At 72.3% G+C, this 15,284-nt stretch carries 19 protein-coding genes; 11 read left to right on the top strand and 8 right to left on the bottom strand.

What is annotated here, in order from left to right:
- Positions 1 to 27 precede the first annotated feature (27 nt).
- On the bottom strand, positions 28 to 315 hold the full coding sequence (locus miv_RS05545) for a hypothetical protein (RefSeq protein ID WP_207181785.1): 288 nt from the start codon (positions 313 to 315) through the stop codon (positions 28 to 30).
- Positions 316 to 514: 199 nt separating this feature from the next.
- On the opposite strand from miv_RS05545, the gene miv_RS05540 reads away from it, so the two are divergent.
- Entirely contained in the window at positions 515 to 865 is a 351-nt protein-coding gene (locus tag miv_RS05540) for a hypothetical protein (protein WP_207181784.1), read from the top strand.
- A 9-nt stretch (positions 866 to 874) separates the two neighbouring features.
- Here the strand turns inward: miv_RS05540 and miv_RS05535 are convergent, their stop codons facing one another.
- Entirely contained in the window at positions 875 to 1,399 is a 525-nt protein-coding gene (locus tag miv_RS05535; RefSeq protein WP_244748885.1) for a disulfide bond formation protein B, read from the bottom strand.
- A 10-nt stretch (positions 1,400 to 1,409) separates the two neighbouring features.
- Positions 1,410 to 1,991, bottom strand: coding sequence for a YqaA family protein (locus tag miv_RS05530; protein WP_048427835.1), 582 nt, complete (start codon positions 1,989 to 1,991; stop codon positions 1,410 to 1,412).
- Positions 1,992 to 2,271: 280 nt separating this feature from the next.
- Here miv_RS05530 and miv_RS05525 point away from each other — a divergent pair, with 280 nt between their 5' ends.
- On the top strand, positions 2,272 to 2,568 hold the full coding sequence (locus miv_RS05525) for a hypothetical protein (RefSeq protein WP_207181783.1): 297 nt from the start codon (positions 2,272 to 2,274) through the stop codon (positions 2,566 to 2,568).
- Between the two features lie 417 nt (positions 2,569 to 2,985).
- Here miv_RS05525 and tyrS read toward each other — a convergent pair whose 3' ends face one another.
- Positions 2,986 to 4,260, bottom strand: a complete 1,275-nt coding sequence (gene tyrS / locus miv_RS05520; RefSeq protein ID WP_207181782.1) for a tyrosine--tRNA ligase — start codon at positions 4,258 to 4,260, stop codon at positions 2,986 to 2,988.
- Positions 4,261 to 4,398: 138 nt separating this feature from the next.
- Between tyrS and miv_RS05515 the strand changes: the two genes are divergently transcribed.
- The 3 genes from miv_RS05515 to trhA all read left to right on the top strand — a co-directional run bounded on the left by miv_RS05515 (position 4,399) and on the right by trhA (position 7,535).
- Positions 4,399 to 5,538, top strand: a complete 1,140-nt coding sequence (locus tag miv_RS05515; protein ID WP_207181780.1) for an anhydro-N-acetylmuramic acid kinase — start codon at positions 4,399 to 4,401, stop codon at positions 5,536 to 5,538.
- 65 nt (positions 5,539 to 5,603) lie between these two features.
- Positions 5,604 to 6,716: a COX15/CtaA family protein gene (locus miv_RS05510; RefSeq protein ID WP_207181778.1), complete on the top strand. Its 1,113-nt coding sequence runs from the start codon at positions 5,604 to 5,606 to the stop codon at positions 6,714 to 6,716.
- Between the two features lie 93 nt (positions 6,717 to 6,809).
- Positions 6,810 to 7,535, top strand: a complete 726-nt coding sequence (trhA, locus tag miv_RS05505; protein ID WP_048427838.1) for a PAQR family membrane homeostasis protein TrhA — start codon at positions 6,810 to 6,812, stop codon at positions 7,533 to 7,535.
- A 239-nt stretch (positions 7,536 to 7,774) separates the two neighbouring features.
- Here the strand turns inward: trhA and miv_RS05500 are convergent, their stop codons facing one another.
- Positions 7,775 to 8,023 carry a hypothetical protein gene (locus miv_RS05500; RefSeq protein WP_048427839.1) on the bottom strand — a complete coding sequence of 83 codons (249 nt, stop codon included), beginning with the start codon at positions 8,021 to 8,023 and terminating at the stop codon, positions 7,775 to 7,777.
- Between the two features lie 186 nt (positions 8,024 to 8,209).
- Here miv_RS05500 and miv_RS05495 point away from each other — a divergent pair, with 186 nt between their 5' ends.
- The gene (locus tag miv_RS05495) at positions 8,210 to 8,425 is read left to right on the top strand and encodes a hypothetical protein (protein WP_048427840.1); all 216 of its coding nucleotides are present in this window, start codon (positions 8,210 to 8,212) and stop codon (positions 8,423 to 8,425) included.
- A gap of 37 nt (positions 8,426 to 8,462) precedes the next feature.
- Here the strand turns inward: miv_RS05495 and miv_RS05490 are convergent, their stop codons facing one another.
- Together miv_RS05490 and miv_RS05485 are read right to left on the bottom strand one after the other, a co-directional pair.
- Positions 8,463 to 8,948, bottom strand: coding sequence for a DUF192 domain-containing protein (locus tag miv_RS05490; RefSeq protein ID WP_207181775.1), 486 nt, complete (start codon positions 8,946 to 8,948; stop codon positions 8,463 to 8,465).
- 94 nt (positions 8,949 to 9,042) lie between these two features.
- A complete protein-coding gene (locus miv_RS05485; protein WP_048427842.1) occupies positions 9,043 to 9,672 on the bottom strand; it encodes a cold-shock protein in 630 nt (209 codons plus the stop codon).
- 307 nt (positions 9,673 to 9,979) lie between these two features.
- Between miv_RS05485 and miv_RS05480 the strand changes: the two genes are divergently transcribed.
- On the top strand, positions 9,980 to 10,975 hold the full coding sequence (locus miv_RS05480) for an acetyltransferase domain-containing protein (protein WP_425312975.1): 996 nt from the start codon (positions 9,980 to 9,982) through the stop codon (positions 10,973 to 10,975).
- Between the two features lie 6 nt (positions 10,976 to 10,981).
- On the opposite strand, the gene efp is transcribed toward miv_RS05480, so the two are convergent.
- Positions 10,982 to 11,551, bottom strand: a complete 570-nt coding sequence (efp, locus tag miv_RS05475; RefSeq protein WP_048427843.1) for an elongation factor P — start codon at positions 11,549 to 11,551, stop codon at positions 10,982 to 10,984.
- A 155-nt stretch (positions 11,552 to 11,706) separates the two neighbouring features.
- Between efp and epmA the strand changes: the two genes are divergently transcribed.
- From epmA to miv_RS05455, 4 genes are all read left to right on the top strand, one after another.
- Positions 11,707 to 12,774, top strand: a complete 1,068-nt coding sequence (gene epmA / locus miv_RS05470) for an EF-P lysine aminoacylase EpmA (RefSeq protein WP_207181773.1) — start codon at positions 11,707 to 11,709, stop codon at positions 12,772 to 12,774.
- Entirely contained in the window at positions 12,771 to 13,832 is a 1,062-nt protein-coding gene (locus tag miv_RS05465; RefSeq protein WP_207181772.1) for a lysine-2,3-aminomutase-like protein, read from the top strand. The genes epmA and miv_RS05465 overlap by 4 nt, the downstream gene beginning before the upstream one ends.
- A gap of 17 nt (positions 13,833 to 13,849) precedes the next feature.
- Positions 13,850 to 14,467, top strand: a complete 618-nt coding sequence (locus miv_RS05460; protein ID WP_207181771.1) for a glutathione S-transferase family protein — start codon at positions 13,850 to 13,852, stop codon at positions 14,465 to 14,467.
- Between the two features lie 105 nt (positions 14,468 to 14,572).
- Entirely contained in the window at positions 14,573 to 15,277 is a 705-nt protein-coding gene (locus miv_RS05455) for a ribonuclease activity regulator RraA (protein WP_207181770.1), read from the top strand.
- The last annotated feature ends 7 nt before the right edge of the window (positions 15,278 to 15,284 follow it).

Genomic DNA, 15,284 nt, shown 5'->3' with positions numbered 1-15,284 from the left:
GGCCGCACTGCCCGGGTTCCGGCGGGATCAACGCGGGGAGGCGAGGATCTCGACGGCCGGTTCCCGGTGGCGCGCGAAGCCCCGCGGCGCGGCGCGGCGGCGGTGCGGCAGGCGCGGAAGATCGTCGGATGCTCGTCCGGCGTCGATGGCCGGATCGATCCGGCGGTCGAGCCGGGCGAGAAGGGCTGCGGCCATGACGGCACTCGCCGCGCCGGCCATGGCCCCCGCTGCCGCCGCCACGGCCGGGCCGTCCTCGAGCAGCCAGATCGCGGCCATCATCCCGCCGCCGATCGCCGCCGTCATGGTAAAGAACATCGATCTCTTCCCCTTTGCGGGAAGAAGTCGTTAGGAACTGACAGGTTCGGACGGCCGCAGGAACAGCGTGTACGAACCCTGAATCGGATCGTGGATGGACAGGTGGCACCGGCAGGGCGAGAGATCAGGAGGCAAGGGGATCATTAAGGGTCGGCGCCTAGGCTCCGGGATGGTCAACCGTTCCTTGAGTACCCGGCCCGTGTCCCTGCGTACCAACCTCTTCCTCGCGAGCGTCGCGAGTCTCGGCTTCGCCACGGTCTGCGCCGTCTGCTCGGCCCAGCTCGACCGCGAGCCGCCGCGCCCGCAGCTCGTCGCCGCCGCGAAACCCGCGATGCCCCTCGACGAGCCGGTCACCACCGGCTCGATCGTGCCGACGCCGCCCGTCGCGAAGGCCGCCCGGATGGCGCGGCCGGAGAAGATCGAGGCCAGGAAGGCCGAGGCGGCGAAGGAGGCCCGCAAGGAGGCAAAGCCCAAGCCCGAACCCGCCCTCGATTCCGAGCGGCTGGCCGCGCTCCTGGCCGAGCCGACGGTGATGAAGCCGAAGCGCTGATCCGCCGGATCAGCCGCTGCGCAGGGCGCGCCAGGCCGCCGTGCCGGCGAGCCCCGAAAGGGCCAGCGCGATGAGGGCGTTGTAGCCGGCGAGCGAGATCCCGAGGAAGCGCCAGGCCGCCGCGGTGCAATCCACCGGGCGGGTGGCCTGCAGGGATTTGAGGAAGTCGTCGACGCCGGCCGGCGCCGGGCCGGCCCCGCCGCCGCAATCGCTCGGCCCGGGCCAGAAGCCCCATTCGGCCCCGGCATGGTAGACGCCCAAGCCCGCCCCGACGAGGAAGATCACCGCCGCCAGCGCCAGGAGCCCGCCCGCAAGCCGGCGCGGCAGCAGCAGGGCGGCGGCGAGCAGCGGCAGGGCGAGGTAGTAGGGCTGACGCTCCGTCAGGCAGAGCTTGCACGGCACGTAGCCGAAGCCGTGCTGGAAGATCAGCGCGCCGCCGACGGTGGCGGCCGCTCCGACGAGCAGCAGCAGGGCAGCCGGCCGGGGCGCCGTGAGCCGCCGGGCGAGGGTGGGAGCCATGAGGGTGTCGGCCATGGCGATGTCCTCAGACCAGGTAGCGGAAGCCGACGAAGCCGAGCACGGCGACCGCGACGCAGATCGCCGCCACGGCGTTCAGGTGCCGGTCGAGGACGGTGCGGATGCCGACGCCGTAGCGGCGCACCAGCCCCGCCAGGATGAAGAACCGCGCCCCCCGGGTGACGAGCGACAGCACGACGAACCAGAACAGGTCGTAGCCGGCGAAGCCCGACGTGATGGTGACGAGCTTGTAGGGGATCGGCGTGAGTCCCTTCAGCAGGATCACCCAGTGGCCGTAATGGGCGTAGGCCTCCCGGAACTGGTCGGCGCCCTTGTCGAGGCCGTAGAGGTGGAAGAGCCAGGCGCCGAGGGAATCGTAGAGCAGCGCGCCGATGGCGTAGCCGGCGATGCCGCCCGCGACCGAGGTCAGCGTCGCGATCAGCGCGTAGGTCCAGGCCTTCTCGGGCCGGGTCACCACCATCGGCACCAGCATCACGTCGGGCGGGACCGGGAAGAACGAGCTCTCGGCGAAGGAGACCGCGCCGAGCGCGTAGGGAGCCGAGGGGCGCGCGGCGAGCGCGAGGATCCACTCGTAGAGGCGGCGCAGCATCGTGGGGGTCAGCCCGTCAGTCGTCAGGTGGCGCCCTTTGAGCACAGGATGGTGGCGCTGGCGAGGGTTCCGGCCGCCACAGCCGGGCGGGAACCGTCGGGTCGGGGCGGGGCGCCTCCCCCGGATCGGCCAGACCGGGCCTCGTCCTGTCGGATTAGGCCTCTTGGCGGTTCCTCTTGGCGAGATCCGGCTTCTGCTTGACGGGACTGCGCCGATCCGCCCGATCCACGCCACGATCGTCTCGCATCGATCCGTTCGTCTTGACCGAAGGTCCCGTGCGATGCCGTCCCTGCGTCCGTTCCTCGTCCTCGTGCCGCTTCTCGCCGGCACCGTCCCGGCCGCCGCGGAGGACCTCGTCGCGCGCTGGCAGCGGGCCGACGCGGCCTGTGCCCTGCCGGCCTCGCCCCTGGCCAACCAGGCCTGCGAGGATCGCGACCGCGCCGCCACGGCGCTCCGCCGCCAGGGCTGGTGCGAGGCCCGCGCCACGACCGCCTACGACCATTGGGGCTGGCAGCTTTGCGCGCCGGCAGCGACCGCGCGGGCCGCGACCCGCCGCCGGGCCCGCCCGCACGCCTGATCCGTTCCGCGCAGCCTCCGCGACGGCTCGTGCCTGAGCCCTCCCCCGCTGAGGCAGGGCTGTCCGGGGATGAGGATAAAGGGCGCGGGTTTCCCCTCTCCCCGCGGGCGGGGAGAGGCCTTCGCCCCCCTCGTCGGGGGCGAAGGGAGCAGCGGACCGCAGGTTCGCCGCGAGGGTGAGGGGGTGTTTCCGGAGGAGCCTCACTCGTCGAGACCCCCTCACCCTCGCTCCGGCTGCGCCTGCGCTTGCCCCGTCTCCTGAACGGAGACGCGGCCCTCTCCCCGCCCGCGGGGAGAGGGGGAAACCCGCGCTCTTTTGCTTGTCCCCGAACAGCTCTGCCGCAGAGAGGGAGGGTTGTCGCGCCGGTCCGGGAAACGCCCCGGCCTGGGCCACGCGCACGCTCTCGCGCGAAAAACCCTACACCACCCGCAGCAGCACGTGCTTCTTGCGGCCGAAGGACAGCTTCACCACGCCTTCCGGCGTCACGTCACCGGTGCCGATCACCGCGCGCTCGTCGGTGACGGGCGCATCGTTGACCTTGAGGCCGCCGCTCTTCACCTGGCGCCGCGCCTCGCTGGTCGAGGGCACGAGGGCGGCATGATCCGGCCCGAAGGCCGAGAGCACGCCCAGCCCCGCCTCGATCGCGGCGCGCGGCACCTCGACGGTGGGCAGGCTCTGGGCGAGCGCGCCTTCCTCGAAGGTGCGGCGTGCCGTCTCGGCCGCGGCCTCCGCAGCTTCACGACCGTGCAGCAGGGCGGTGGCCTCGGTGGCGAGCACCTTCTTGGCCTCGTTGATCTCCTGGCCGCCCAAGCCTTCGAGCCTTGCCACCTCGTCGAGGGGCATCAGGGTGAAGAGGCGCAGGAAGCGGCCGACATCGGCATCCTCGGTGTTGCGCCAGAACTGCCAGTACTCGTAGGGGCTCAGCATGTCCGGGTTGAGCCAGACCGCGCCCGACGCCGTCTTGCCCATCTTGGCGCCCGACGCGGTGGTCATCAGCGGGCAGGTCAGGGCGTGGAGCTGCGGCGTGCCGAGGCGCCGGCCGAGATCGATGCCGGTGACGATGTTGCCCCACTGGTCCGAGCCGCCCATCTGCAGCGTCACGCCGTAGCGGCGGTTCAGCTCGGCGAAGTCGTAGGCCTGGAGGATCATGTAGTTGAATTCCAGGAACGACAGCTCCTGGTCGCGCTCCAGCCGCAGCCGCACGCTGTCCATCGACAGCATCCGGTTGACCGAGAAGTGCCGGCCGATGTCGCGCAGCATCTCGATGTAGTTGAGCGTGGTCAGCCACTCGGCGTTGTCGGCCATCACGGCGGCGTTGGGGGCGCTCCCGAAATCGAGGAAGCGCGCGAAGGTCTTGCCGATCTCGGCCTTGTTGGCCTCGATCTGGTCGAGCGTCAGGATCTTGCGGGTCTCGTCGCGGCCCGACGGGTCGCCGACGCGGGTCGTGCCGCCGCCCATCAGTGCCACCGGCTTGCCGCCGGTCGCCTGGAGCCAGTGCAGCATCATGATCGAGAGCAGGTGGCCGATATGCAGCGACGGCGCCGTGCAATCGTAGCCGACATAGGCCGTCAGCCGGCCCTCGCGGGCGGCCTCGTCCACGCCCGCGAAGTCGGAGCATTGGTGGACGTAGCCGCGCTCGATGAGGACGCGGAGGAAGTCGGAACGCGGCGCGAAGTCGGTGGGCGCGGCCATGGAACTCTCGATCAGTCTCGTGAAGGCAATCTGCCGTGGGCTCGGCGACAGCGCGGCGCCGCCATGCTAGCTCCGTCGGATTCGGAACGGGTCGGTCCATAGCAGTGCCGGCCCCGAAAGGCACGGGGGCGATTCGGCATGACGATGCGGCGGGCGATCGGGCTGATGAGCGGCACCTCCCTCGACGGCGTCGACGTCGCGTTGATCGAGACCGACGGCGAGGCGATCCGGGTCGAGCGCAGCCACAACGGCTACCTGGAGCCGCTGGGGCCGACCGGCTACCGCGCCTATTCCGACGACGACCGGGCGCTCCTGCGCCAGGCGCTGATCGACGCGGAAGCCGTGACCGAGCGCAGCGAGCGGCCGGGCTGCTTGCGCCAGGCCGAGGAGCTGGTGACGCGGCTGCACGCCGAGGCGGTCGAGAACTTCCTCTCCGAGAACGGGCTCACCGCGGCGGACATCGACGTGATCGGCTTCCACGGCCAGACCGTGGTGCACCGGCCCGACCAGAAGATGAGCGTCCAGATCGGCGACGGCCGGGTCCTCAGCCGCCGCCTCGGCATCAAGGTGGTGTCGGACCTGCGCCACGCCGACATCGAGGCGGGCGGGCAGGGGGCGCCCCTGGTGCCGGTCTTCCACCGGGCCCTGGCCCAGGCCTCGGGCTTCACCGAGAGCCTCGGCATCCTCAATATCGGGGGTGTGGCCAACGCGACGCTGATCGCCCGGGACGGACAAATCCTCGCCTTCGATACCGGGCCCGGCAACGCGCTCATCGACGACTGGATGCGCGAGCGCACCGGCCACGCGCTCGACGACAACGGCCGCACCGCCGCCCGCGGCCGGCCCGACGAGCAGCTCCTCGCCTGGCTCCTGGTCCACCCGTTCTTCGCCCGCCGGCCGCCGAAGTCGCTCGACCGCAACTGGTTCTCGCACAAGCTCGCCGGTCAGCTCACGACCGAGGACGGCGCCGCGACGCTCACCGCCTTCACGGCCCGCGCCGTCGCCCGCGCCCTCGACCACGCCTCCGACCCGCCGGTCCGATGGATCGTCGCCGGCGGCGGCGCCCGCAATGGCGAGTTGCTGCGCCAGCTCAACTACCACCTGCGCGCCGAGATCACGACGGCGGATGCGATCGGCTGGTCCTCCGCCTTCCTGGAGGCCCAGGCCTTCGCCTATCTGGCGGTGCGCTCGGTGGAGGGCCTGCCGATCACCTTCCCGTCGACCACGGGGGTGCGCGAGGCGATCAGCGGCGGCGTGCTGGCGCGGCCGGAGGAATAAGGTGGGGGTGGTGCGGCACCGCTGGATGTTGCGCGAGGCCCGGTCCCGCCGCTAAGCGGGCGCGCATGAGCAGCACGTCCTCGATCGGCCTCGTTCCTCCCGCGGCACCGGCCGCCGCCGCGCCCCGGTCCCGCCGCGCCGTGCGGACCTGGCTCTTCGTCATGGCCGCCCTGGTGGTGGCGATGGTGGCGGTGGGCGGCGCGACGCGGCTGACCGGCTCCGGCCTGTCGATCACCGAGTGGAAGCCGGTGACCGGCGCAATCCCGCCGCTCTCGGCGGCGGCCTGGGCCGAGGAATTCGCCAAGTACCAGGCGACGCCGCAATACACGCTGCTCAACCAGGGCATGACCCTGTCCGAGTTCCAGTTCATCTACGGGTGGGAATGGGGCCACCGGCTGCTCGGCCGGATCATCGGGCTCGTGTTCTTCCTGCCGCTGCTGGTCTTCTGGCTGCGCGGCCAGCTCGACCGGCGCTTGGCCTTAAGCCTGCTCGGCCTCGGGGTGCTCGGCGGCCTGCAGGGGGCGGTGGGCTGGATCATGGTGGCGTCGGGCCTCCAGCCCGGCATGATCGCGGTCGCGCCGATCAAGCTCGCCCTGCACCTGACGCTGGCGAGCGGGATCTATGCCGGCCTCGTCTGGCTCGCCGCCGGCCTCGACCGCAAGCGCGACGAGGTCGTGCCGGCGCGGCTCTCCCGCACGGCGCTCGCCCTGATGGCCCTGGTGCTGGTGCAGATCGCGCTCGGCGGCCTCGTGGCGGGCTCGAAGGCGGGGCTCACCTACAACACCTGGCCGCTGATGGATGGCGGCCTCGTGCCCGGCGGCCTGTTCGCCGGCACGCCGTGGATCGAGAACTTCGTCGACAACGTCGCCCTGGTGCAGTTCAACCACCGGCTGACCGCCTACGCGCTCCTTGCCCTGGCGATCGTCCATGCTCTCGACGCCCGCCGCAGCGCGCCCGGCACCGGCGCGGCGCGGCGCGCCACCGCGCTCGCCGGCCTCGTCGCCGCGCAGGCGACGCTCGGCGTCGTCACGCTGCTTCTCGCGGTGCCGCTCTGGGCCGGCCTCGCCCACCAGGTCGCCGCCATGCTGGTGCTCGGGATGGCGAGCGCCCATGCCCGGCTCAGCCGGGCGACCCGCGATGACCGGCTCGGCCGGGGCCCCGCGATCCGGGCGGTCTGACGCGGGGCGGGAACGTTCGTCCCACGTTCATGCTTGCGCTTTAACCTCGATCGACCGGGAGGCCGTCTCCCGACCCCGAGGAGCGGAGGCCCGATGTCCGTGCAGGAGCACTCCCTGGAATTGTCCTCAATCCCCGCCCCGCGCTTCGCGCCGGACGGACGGCCCCTGAGCCTCGCCTGGACCTACACGCCGCGCGAGCTGCTCGCCGACGGCATCGTGCACGTGGTCGGGGTGAGCCTCGGCGTCATCGGCGCCGTGGCGCTCACGATCAGCGCCGTCGTCTCGAGGCTCGGCCCCGCCGAGACGGTGGCGGTGGGCGTCTACGCCGCCGGTCTCGTGGCGATGCTGGGAACCTCGGCGGCCTACAACATGTGGCCGATCGGCCGGATGAAATGGCGCCTGCGCCGGTGCGACCACGCCACCATCTTCTTGATGATCGCCGGCACCTACACGCCCCTCGTGATGCTGGTCGGGACGGATGGCCTCGCCTTCGGGCTGCTCGCCGGGATCTGGCTCGTGGCGGTGGCGGGCGCCGCCGTGAAGCTGACCCTGCCCGGGCGCTTCGACCGCCTGGCGATCGCCCTCTACCTCGCGCTCGGCTGGAGCGGGATGATGGTCTACGATTCGGTCATCGCCGCCCTGTCGCCGCCGGCCCTGTGGCTCCTCGCCGCCGGCGGCCTGCTCTACTCGCTGGGCGTCGTCTTCCACGTCTGGCGCCGGCTCCCGTTCCAGAACGCGATCTGGCACGGCTTCGTGCTGGCCGCCGCCGCCTGCCATTACGGCGCGGTGTTTCGCAGCATGCTCGACGTCGGGGCGTGAGACGGGAGAGGTCGGCCAGAGCGTCGATCGGCCGGGTGTTGCGACCGACGGCCCGAGCGGTTTTGCGGGTCACTCCGGGGCCACGCCGGCGGAGTCAGGAATCCAGAGCCGCGGAGGCTCGAGGAGATACCGGCGGACATTCGACCCGATCATCGACCAGGCGAATGCCCGAGATCCCGGGCTCTGCGTCGCGGCCCCGGAACGAGGGGGGAGCGCGACGATCCCTGTCGAGCCGGTTCTCAGAACGGCGTGTAGTCCCCGCCATCCGTGATCGTATCGAGCGCCCGCTCGATCGAGGTCACGGCGTCGAGCACCATCTGCACCGTGCGCTCGGCCTCCGTGCGCGGCCGGCCGAGGGCGGCGGCGCGGGCGCCGATGTCGTGCAGCTGCTCGGCGATCGTCACCAGGTCGGAGACGACCATCGCGGTGGCGCGGGCGGCGGCATCGGGCGCCGGGCGCGGGCGCAGCAGGGGAACGACGTTGCTCATCGGCCCGGACTCTCGCGCAAAGCCCGGGACTCCGCCAGCCGGAGAATCGCGGTCCTCCACACATTCCGCGGAGCGCGGCCCGGGAGGCACAGGGGCGGAGGTTTCCCGCCGCGCGCGGGGCCGGCGCCTTGACGGGGGGGCGGCAGCCGGGCACCCCGGCTCGACTGTCAGAGCCCAGGATCCCCCATGCGTCTCCTCCGTGTCGCCGCGGCGCTCACCCTCGCGGGCCTCGCCGCCGCCTGCACCAGCTCCGGCGACCCGCGCGGCAGCGGTCTCGCCGAGTCCTTCGACACCAAGAACTACGTGCGCTCGAACGACACCAACGGGACGCAGCGCCGCCCCGACGTGAACCGCGCCTTCACCCAGCCGTCGATTCCGAGCATCTCGAACCGCGGCTTCTGAAGCCCGGACGTCCCGGCGGCGAGAGCCGCCGGGGCTCTCAGCGCCCGCGAAACAGCGGGTGCTCGACCTTGTCGCCCGGATGGATGCCGAGGCGCGCGGCGGTGCCGGCATTGAGCTCGAGCACGCCGAGGACCGGCTCGCCCGAGGTGATGGTACGGGTCGAGAGCGGCTCGGTATCCGCCGCGATGCGCGCCACCGTGCCGTCCGCGCGGATGAACAGCATGTCGAGCGGCAGGTAGGTGTTCTTCATCCACATCGCGACCGGCTCGTTGCGTTCGAAGTCGAACAGCATGCCGCGGTCCGGCGCCATGGTGCGGCGGAACATCAGCCCCTGGGCCCGGCCCGCATCGTCGCGCATCACCTCGACCTGGAAGGTGTGGCGGCCGGAGCGGGAGGCGATCGTCAGCGGCTCGAAGGCGCCGTCGGCGAGCGCCGCCGAGGGCGCGAGCGCCATGAGGAGAAGGAACGCGGCGAGGAGCCGGCGCGGCGAGGCGGCGAGAGGCCGTGCGAAGCGGAGCGACATGAGGCTGAGCTAGAGCATCGTCCGGCGAAGGGGATGGGCGCCCGCCGCCGGACATGCACGGGAAACCAAAAATCCGGTGGCGGGACGCCTGGCCTCAGTGCGACGAGGGCGGGCCGGCCTCGGTCAGCAGGCGCACCTCGGCGGCCATCAGCCCCTTCGAGCCGTCGCCGTAGCGCACCTGGACGTACTCGCCGGGCTTGAGCTCGGCGATGCCGTAGCGCCGCAGGGTCTCCATGTGGACGAAGATGTCCGCCGTGCCGTCGCCGCGGCTGAGGAAACCGAAGCCGCGCAGGCGGTTGAACCACTTCACCACCGCGGTCTCGAGCCCGCTCGTCGGCACCACGGTGACGTGGGTGCGCGGCATCGGCAATTCGGCCGGGTGGGTCGCGGTGGTCTGGTCGAGGGAGACGACCCGGAAGGCCTGCCAGCCGCGGGGGCGCTGCACCGCCTCGACCACGATCCGGGCGCCCTCGCTGGCGCTCTGGTGGCCGTCGCGCCGCAGGCAGGTGACGTGGAGCAGCACGTCCGGCGAGCCGTCGTCCGGGACGATGAAGCCGAAGCCCTTGGCGACGTCGAACCACTTGATGCGGCCGCTGACCTCGACCAGTTCGACCGGGCGCTCCAGCGTCGCCGCGTCAAGCCCGGACCGGGTGTCGCGCGCGTCGTCCCCGAACGCGCCCTCCCGCCGCTCCCCGGCGAGACCTGAACCGAACTCGTCCGACATCGTAAGCAACCCACTCGAATCGCGTCGCGCGCTTCACCGGCAGATTAACAAAGTCATGACTCGGGGGAAGCCCAAATCCGCCGAGTTGAGACACCGGACCGGCCCCGTTCCCCGCCGATGTCGCCTCGTTGCCGCGCATCCTGCAATCGCGGGAGGCATGATGTGGGGTCGCTACCCGGTAGTTGTGGTGATTCCCGGCTCTCACAGGCCAGGACTGCGCGTTTTCGCCGCAGGAAGGGGCCTGGATGGCGAGCCTCGGCCGAGGCTCGGCTATGACGGCGCCCGTGCGTCGTCCGGGAGAACCGCGATTCAGACCTCATCGTCTCCAGCCTTGCCGGCCCGGCGCTTCGCGGCCATCGATCTCGCCCGCGGGGTCGCGCTCCTGGCGATGGCGCTCTACCACCTGACCTGGGACCTCGGCTTCCTACGGCTGACGCCCGAGAATTTCGCCCTGACGCCCCTCGGCCGGGCGGCGGCCCACTGCATCGCCGGGAGCTTCCTGGTCCTCGTCGGAATCAGCCTCGTGCTCGCCCGGCCGGGGCACTCCGGGGCGTGGCGCCCCTATCTGGTGCGGCTCGCGCGCATCGCGGCGGCGGCGGGCGCGATCTCGCTCGCGACCGTCTTGATGTTTCCGGATTCGTGGATCTTCTTCGGCATCCTGCACTGCATCGCCGTCGCGAGCGTGCTGGCGCTGCCGGCCCTCGTCGCGCCGCTGCCGCTCGTCGGGCTCGCGGCCGCCCTGGTCTTCGCCGGACCGACGCTCGCGGCATGGATGGGGGCGCCGGCCGTTCTCGACGCGCCGGGGCTCCTGTTCCTCGGGCTCGGCGCGACGGTGCCGACCACCAACGACTACGTGCCGCTCTGTCCCTGGTTCGGCTTCGTGCTGGCGGGGGTCGGGCTCGGCCGGCTCGGGCTGCCGCGGCTCGCGACCTCGCGGCTCGGGACCTGGGCGCCGCGGGAGCGGATCGCACGGTTCGGCGCAGCGGCCGGGCGGCACAGCCTCGCCGTCTACCTGATCCATCAGCCGGTGCTGCTCGGGCTGCTCTACGGGGTCGCGACGCTCGCCGGGCCGCATCCGCGGGCGGGGGAACCGCAGTTCCTGCGCGAGTACCGGGCGAATTGTGCCGAGGCCGGCGGGGGCGAGGCGGCCTGCCGGGTGGCGGCGCGCTGCGTCGTCGGGCGCCTGCGCGCGGAGGGCCTGTGGCGGGCCGGCGGCGGCTTCTCGGCGGAGGAGCAGGGCCGGGCGATCGTCGCGTCCCGGGCCTGCTTCCACGCGGCGGGCGGCGGGGCGCCGCCCACCTGAGGGCGATCAGTCCTTGGCGCGCTCGACGTAGGAGCCGTCGGCCGTCATCACGACGATGCGGGTGCCGGTGCCGATATGCGGCGGCACCAGGGTGCGCACGCCGTTCGAGAGCGTGGCCGGCTTGTAGGACGAGGAGGCGGTCTGGCCCTTGGTGACCGGCTCGGTGTCCGTCACCTCGAGGGTGACGCGCTGCGGCAGCTCGAGCGCCAGCGGCACGCCGTTATGGGTCGAGAGCATCACCGCCATGCCCTCCTGGAGGTAGGGAGCCATGTCGCCGATCACGTCCTCGGGCACGGCGAGCTGCTCGTAGGATTCCGGGTTCATGAAGTGGAACCCCTCGCCGTCGCTGTACAGGAAGGTGTGCTCCCGGTCCTCGACATAGGCGCGCTCGACCTGCTCGGTGGTGCGGTAGCGCTCCGAGACCTTCACGCCGTCGGTGATGCGGCGCATGTCGAGCTGGGTCACCGGCGTGCCCTTGCCGGGATGGATGTTCTCGGCGGAGAGGATCACGTAGAGCCGGCCGTCCTTGTCGACGACGTTGCCTTTGCGGAGAGAACTGGCGATGACCTTCGGCACGGGGCGAATCCTGGACTGGAAGCGTTGACAGAAAGCGGCGGCGTCCGCCAAGCCGCGCACGTTCGAGCGCCGCGCCGGCAGAGGATGCCTTCGGCCCGCCCTATCGCATCTCAGGCGCGACCGCCAGTCGCCCGCCATTCGATGATATCCGCACCATGACCTCCGCCTCGCCCTGGTGGGCCCCCCACGTCCACGCCGACCGCCGGCCGCGGCTCATGGCCCGCAACCGCATCGCCGCGTCCCTGCGGGCCTGGTTCTCCACCCGCGACTTCGTCGAGGTCGAGGCGGCGATCCTCCAGGTCTCGCCCGGCAACGAGGCGCATCTCTCGGCCTTCGCCACGCAGGGCATCGCGCCGGACGGGACGGCGCATCCGCTCTACCTGCACACCTCGCCGGAATTCGCCTGCAAGAAGCTCCTGGCGGCGGGCGAGCCCCGGCTGTTCAGCCTCGGGCCGGTCTACCGCAACCGCGAGCGCGGGGCGTTGCACCACCCGGAATTCACCATGCTCGAATGGTATCGGGCGGGGGAGACCTACGACAGCCTGATGCGCGACTGCGGCGCCGTCTTGGGTCTGGCCGCCGAGACGGCGGGCGCCAAGGTCTTCGCGTGGCGCGGGACCGAGGCGGATCCCTTCGCCGAGCCCGAGCGGGTGAGCGTGGCGGAGGCGTTCCATCGCCACGCCGGCATCGACCTCCTGGCGACGGTGGCGCCGGACGGGGCAACCGACCGGGCGGGCCTCGCCGCGGCGCTCCACCGGGCCGGAATCCGCACCGCCCCCGACGACACCTGGGCCGACCTGTTCAGCCGGGTGATGGTCGAGCGGGTCGAGCCGGCTCTGGGGCGCGGCCGGGCGACGATCCTGTGCGAATACCCGATCCCCGAGGCGGCGCTCGCCCGGCCGAGCCCCGCCGATCCGCGGGTGGCGGAGCGCTTCGAGCTCTATGCCTGCGGCGTCGAGCTCGCCAACGCCTTCGGCGAGCTGACCGATGCCGATGAGCAGCGCCGCCGCTTCACGGCCGAGATGGACGAGAAGGCGCGCGTCTACGGCGAGCGCTACCCCCTCGACGAGGATTTCCTGGCTGCCCTGGCGCAGATGCCGGAGGCGAGCGGCATCGCGCTCGGCTTCGACCGGCTCGTCATGCTGGCGACCGGCGCCCGCCGGATCGAGGACGTGATCTGGACGCCCGTCGCCGACTATCCCCGCTCCGAGGATCCCCGGTGAGCGGACCGATCCGTAGCGCCCGCGACCTCGCCGCGGCCAGCCTCGTGCCGGCGGAGCGGCTGCCGGCGCTGGAGCGGGTGGCGGCGCGCTACGCGGTATCGATCACCCCGGCCATGGCCGAGCTGATCGCGGATGCCGATGACGCCATCGGCCGCCAGTTCGTGCCGCGGGCCGAGGAACTGGTCACCACGCCCGAGGAGCGCGCCGACCCGATCGGCGACGAGGCTCATGCGCCGCTCCCCGGCATCGTCCACCGCTATCCCGACCGGGTGCTCCTGAAGCCCCTCCATGTCTGCCCGGTCTATTGCCGGTTCTGCTTCCGCCGTGAGGTCGTGGGCCCGGAGGGGCAGGGCAGCCTGACCGAGGCGGAGCTCGACGCCGCGCTCGCCTACATCGCCGCCCGCCCGGAGATCTGGGAGGTGGTGGTCACCGGCGGCGACCCGCTCGTCCTCTCGCCCCGGCGGCTCGGCCGCATCGCCGAGGCGCTGCGGGACATCCCGCATGTCCGCGTCCTGCGGCTGCACACGCGAGTGCCGGTGGTCGATCCGGCCCGGGTCGAGGCCGACCTGATCGCGGCGCTCAAGCGCTTCGAGGGGGCGGTGTTCGTGGCGCTCCACGCCAACCACCCGCGGGAATTCTCGGATGCGGCGCGCGGGGCGATCGCCCGGCTGGTCGATGCCGGCATCCCGATGGTGAGCCAATCGGTGCTGCTCGCCGGCATCAACGACGATCCCGATACCCTCGCGGCCCTGATGCGGGCCTTCGTCGAGAACCGGATCAAGCCGTACTACCTGCATCACGGCGACCTCGCCCCCGGCACCGGCCACCTGCGCACCACCCTCGATCACGGCCAGGACCTGATGCGGTCCCTGCGCGGGCGGCTGTCCGGTCTGGCCCAGCCGACCTACGTCCTCGACATCCCGGGCGGATACGGCAAGGTGCCGGTGGGGCCGGGCTACCTGGCGGGCGGGGCCGCGGCCTGGACCGTCACCGACCTGGCGGGCGGACGCCACGCCTACCCGCCCGATATCGATCCACGCGAGATCGATTCGGAATAAACCGAGGAGGACACGCCATGCGCAGGCTCTGGGGACGGCTGAGTTCCGTCAACGTGCAGAAGGCGGTGTGGGGGCTCGAAGAGGTCGGCCTGGCCTACGAGCGGGTCGAGGCCGGCGGCGCCTTCGGCCGCGTCCGCGACCCGGACTACGTCGCGATGAACCCCAACAGCCTCGTGCCGGTGCTGGAGGAGGACGGCTTCGTCCTGTGGGAGTCGAACGCGATCCTGCGCTACCTCGCCCGCGGGCAGGCGGCGTACGGCCTCTGGCCCGAGGATCCCCGCGAGGCGGCTTTGGTCGACCAGTGGCTCGACTGGCAGGCGACCCGCTTCACGCCCGCGACCCGGGACGCGTTCTGGCAGACCGTGCGCACCCCCGCCGAGCAACGCGACCAGGCGGTCATCGACCGCTCGGTGGCGGCCTCGGAGGCGTGTGCAGCGCTCCTCGACGCGCACCTGATGGGCCGTCCCTTCCTGGTCGGCGACCGCTTCACCGCGGCCGACATCGCGGCCGGCGCCGCGGCGCATCGCTGGCTCCACCTCGACGTGACGCGCACCGAGCGGCCGGCCCTGCGGGCCTGGTACGAGCGGATCCGCACCCGCCCGGCCGCCGCCTCGGCGCTGCCGCCGCTGAGCTGACGCCGGGCCGTGCCGGAGCGGGGCCATGCGCTGATGGCGTGGCCGCGTCCTCCCGGATCGGCTACGTCTCGAACCGTCCCTTCTCCCCACGCTCCCGAAGGCCCGATGCCGCTCGACAAGACGCTCCTCGACGCCCTGCAGGCCGTCACCACCGCCACCCTCACCACCGTGCTCCTGAAGAAGGGCATCCGCCGCTGCTGGATGCGCGGGCCGATGCCGCGCTTCGCCGCCGGACAGCGGATCGTCGGCCCGGCCTTCACGCTGCGCTTCGTGCCGGCCCGCGAGGATCTGGCGACCCCGGAATCCTGGTCGAGCCCGACCTCGACCCGCGCGGCGATCGAGGCGATGCCCGAGGGCTGCATCGCGGTCGTCGACGCGATGGGGGTGCAGGAGGCCGGCATCTTCGGCGACATCCTGTGCGCCCGGATGAAGAAGCGCGGCGTCGCGGCGCTCGTCACGGACGGCGTCGTGCGCGACGGCGAGGGCGTGGACGGCACCGGCCTGCCGGTCTGGTGCTCGGGTGTGGCGGCGCCGGCCTCCGTCGCCGGCCTGACCTTCGTCGGCTGGGGCGAGCCGGTCGGCTGCGGCGGCGTCGCGGTCTATCCGAACGACATCGTGGTGGCGGACGGCGACGGTGCGGTGCTGATCCCGGCGGCGCTCGCCGAGGAGGTGGCGCTCGCCGCCGTCGAGCAGGAGCGTCTCGAGCTCTGGATCATGCGCGAGGTCGACAAGGGCCTGCCCCTGCCGGGTCTCTACCCGCCGAACGCAGAGACCCGCGCCCGCTACGAGGCCGAGACGAGCAGGGCCTGATCGATCG

The organism is Methylobacterium indicum, from assembly GCF_017347565.1.
In the GTDB taxonomy this organism is placed as follows: Bacteria; Pseudomonadota; Alphaproteobacteria; order Rhizobiales; family Beijerinckiaceae; genus Methylobacterium; species Methylobacterium indicum.
The sequence above is the reverse complement of the archived record's forward strand: the minus strand, read 5'-3'. Positions and strand labels throughout refer to the sequence as shown.

What these genes read in the sequence shown, in the direction of transcription:
- miv_RS05545 (WP_207181785.1), bottom strand. Translation starts at nt 315, where the DNA reads ATGTTCTTTACCATGACGGCGGCGATCGGCGGCGGGATGATGGCCGCG.
- miv_RS05535 (WP_244748885.1), bottom strand. Translation starts at nt 1,399, where the DNA reads ATGGCCGACACCCTCATGGCTCCCACCCTCGCCCGGCGGCTCACGGCG.
- miv_RS05530 (WP_048427835.1), bottom strand. Translation starts at nt 1,991, where the DNA reads ATGCTGCGCCGCCTCTACGAGTGGATCCTCGCGCTCGCCGCGCGCCCC.
- miv_RS05525 (WP_207181783.1), top strand. Translation starts at nt 2,272, where the DNA reads ATGCCGTCCCTGCGTCCGTTCCTCGTCCTCGTGCCGCTTCTCGCCGGC.
- tyrS (WP_207181782.1), bottom strand. Translation starts at nt 4,260, where the DNA reads ATGGCCGCGCCCACCGACTTCGCGCCGCGTTCCGACTTCCTCCGCGTC.
- miv_RS05515 (WP_207181780.1), top strand. Translation starts at nt 4,399, where the DNA reads ATGACGATGCGGCGGGCGATCGGGCTGATGAGCGGCACCTCCCTCGAC.
- miv_RS05510 (WP_207181778.1), top strand. Translation starts at nt 5,604, where the DNA reads ATGAGCAGCACGTCCTCGATCGGCCTCGTTCCTCCCGCGGCACCGGCC.
- trhA (WP_048427838.1), top strand. Translation starts at nt 6,810, where the DNA reads ATGTCCGTGCAGGAGCACTCCCTGGAATTGTCCTCAATCCCCGCCCCG.
- miv_RS05500 (WP_048427839.1), bottom strand. Translation starts at nt 8,023, where the DNA reads ATGAGCAACGTCGTTCCCCTGCTGCGCCCGCGCCCGGCGCCCGATGCC.
- miv_RS05495 (WP_048427840.1), top strand. Translation starts at nt 8,210, where the DNA reads ATGCGTCTCCTCCGTGTCGCCGCGGCGCTCACCCTCGCGGGCCTCGCC.
- miv_RS05490 (WP_207181775.1), bottom strand. Translation starts at nt 8,948, where the DNA reads ATGTCGCTCCGCTTCGCACGGCCTCTCGCCGCCTCGCCGCGCCGGCTC.
- miv_RS05485 (WP_048427842.1), bottom strand. Translation starts at nt 9,672, where the DNA reads ATGTCGGACGAGTTCGGTTCAGGTCTCGCCGGGGAGCGGCGGGAGGGC.
- epmA (WP_207181773.1), top strand. Translation starts at nt 11,707, where the DNA reads ATGACCTCCGCCTCGCCCTGGTGGGCCCCCCACGTCCACGCCGACCGC.
- miv_RS05460 (WP_207181771.1), top strand. Translation starts at nt 13,850, where the DNA reads ATGCGCAGGCTCTGGGGACGGCTGAGTTCCGTCAACGTGCAGAAGGCG.
- miv_RS05455 (WP_207181770.1), top strand. Translation starts at nt 14,573, where the DNA reads ATGCCGCTCGACAAGACGCTCCTCGACGCCCTGCAGGCCGTCACCACC.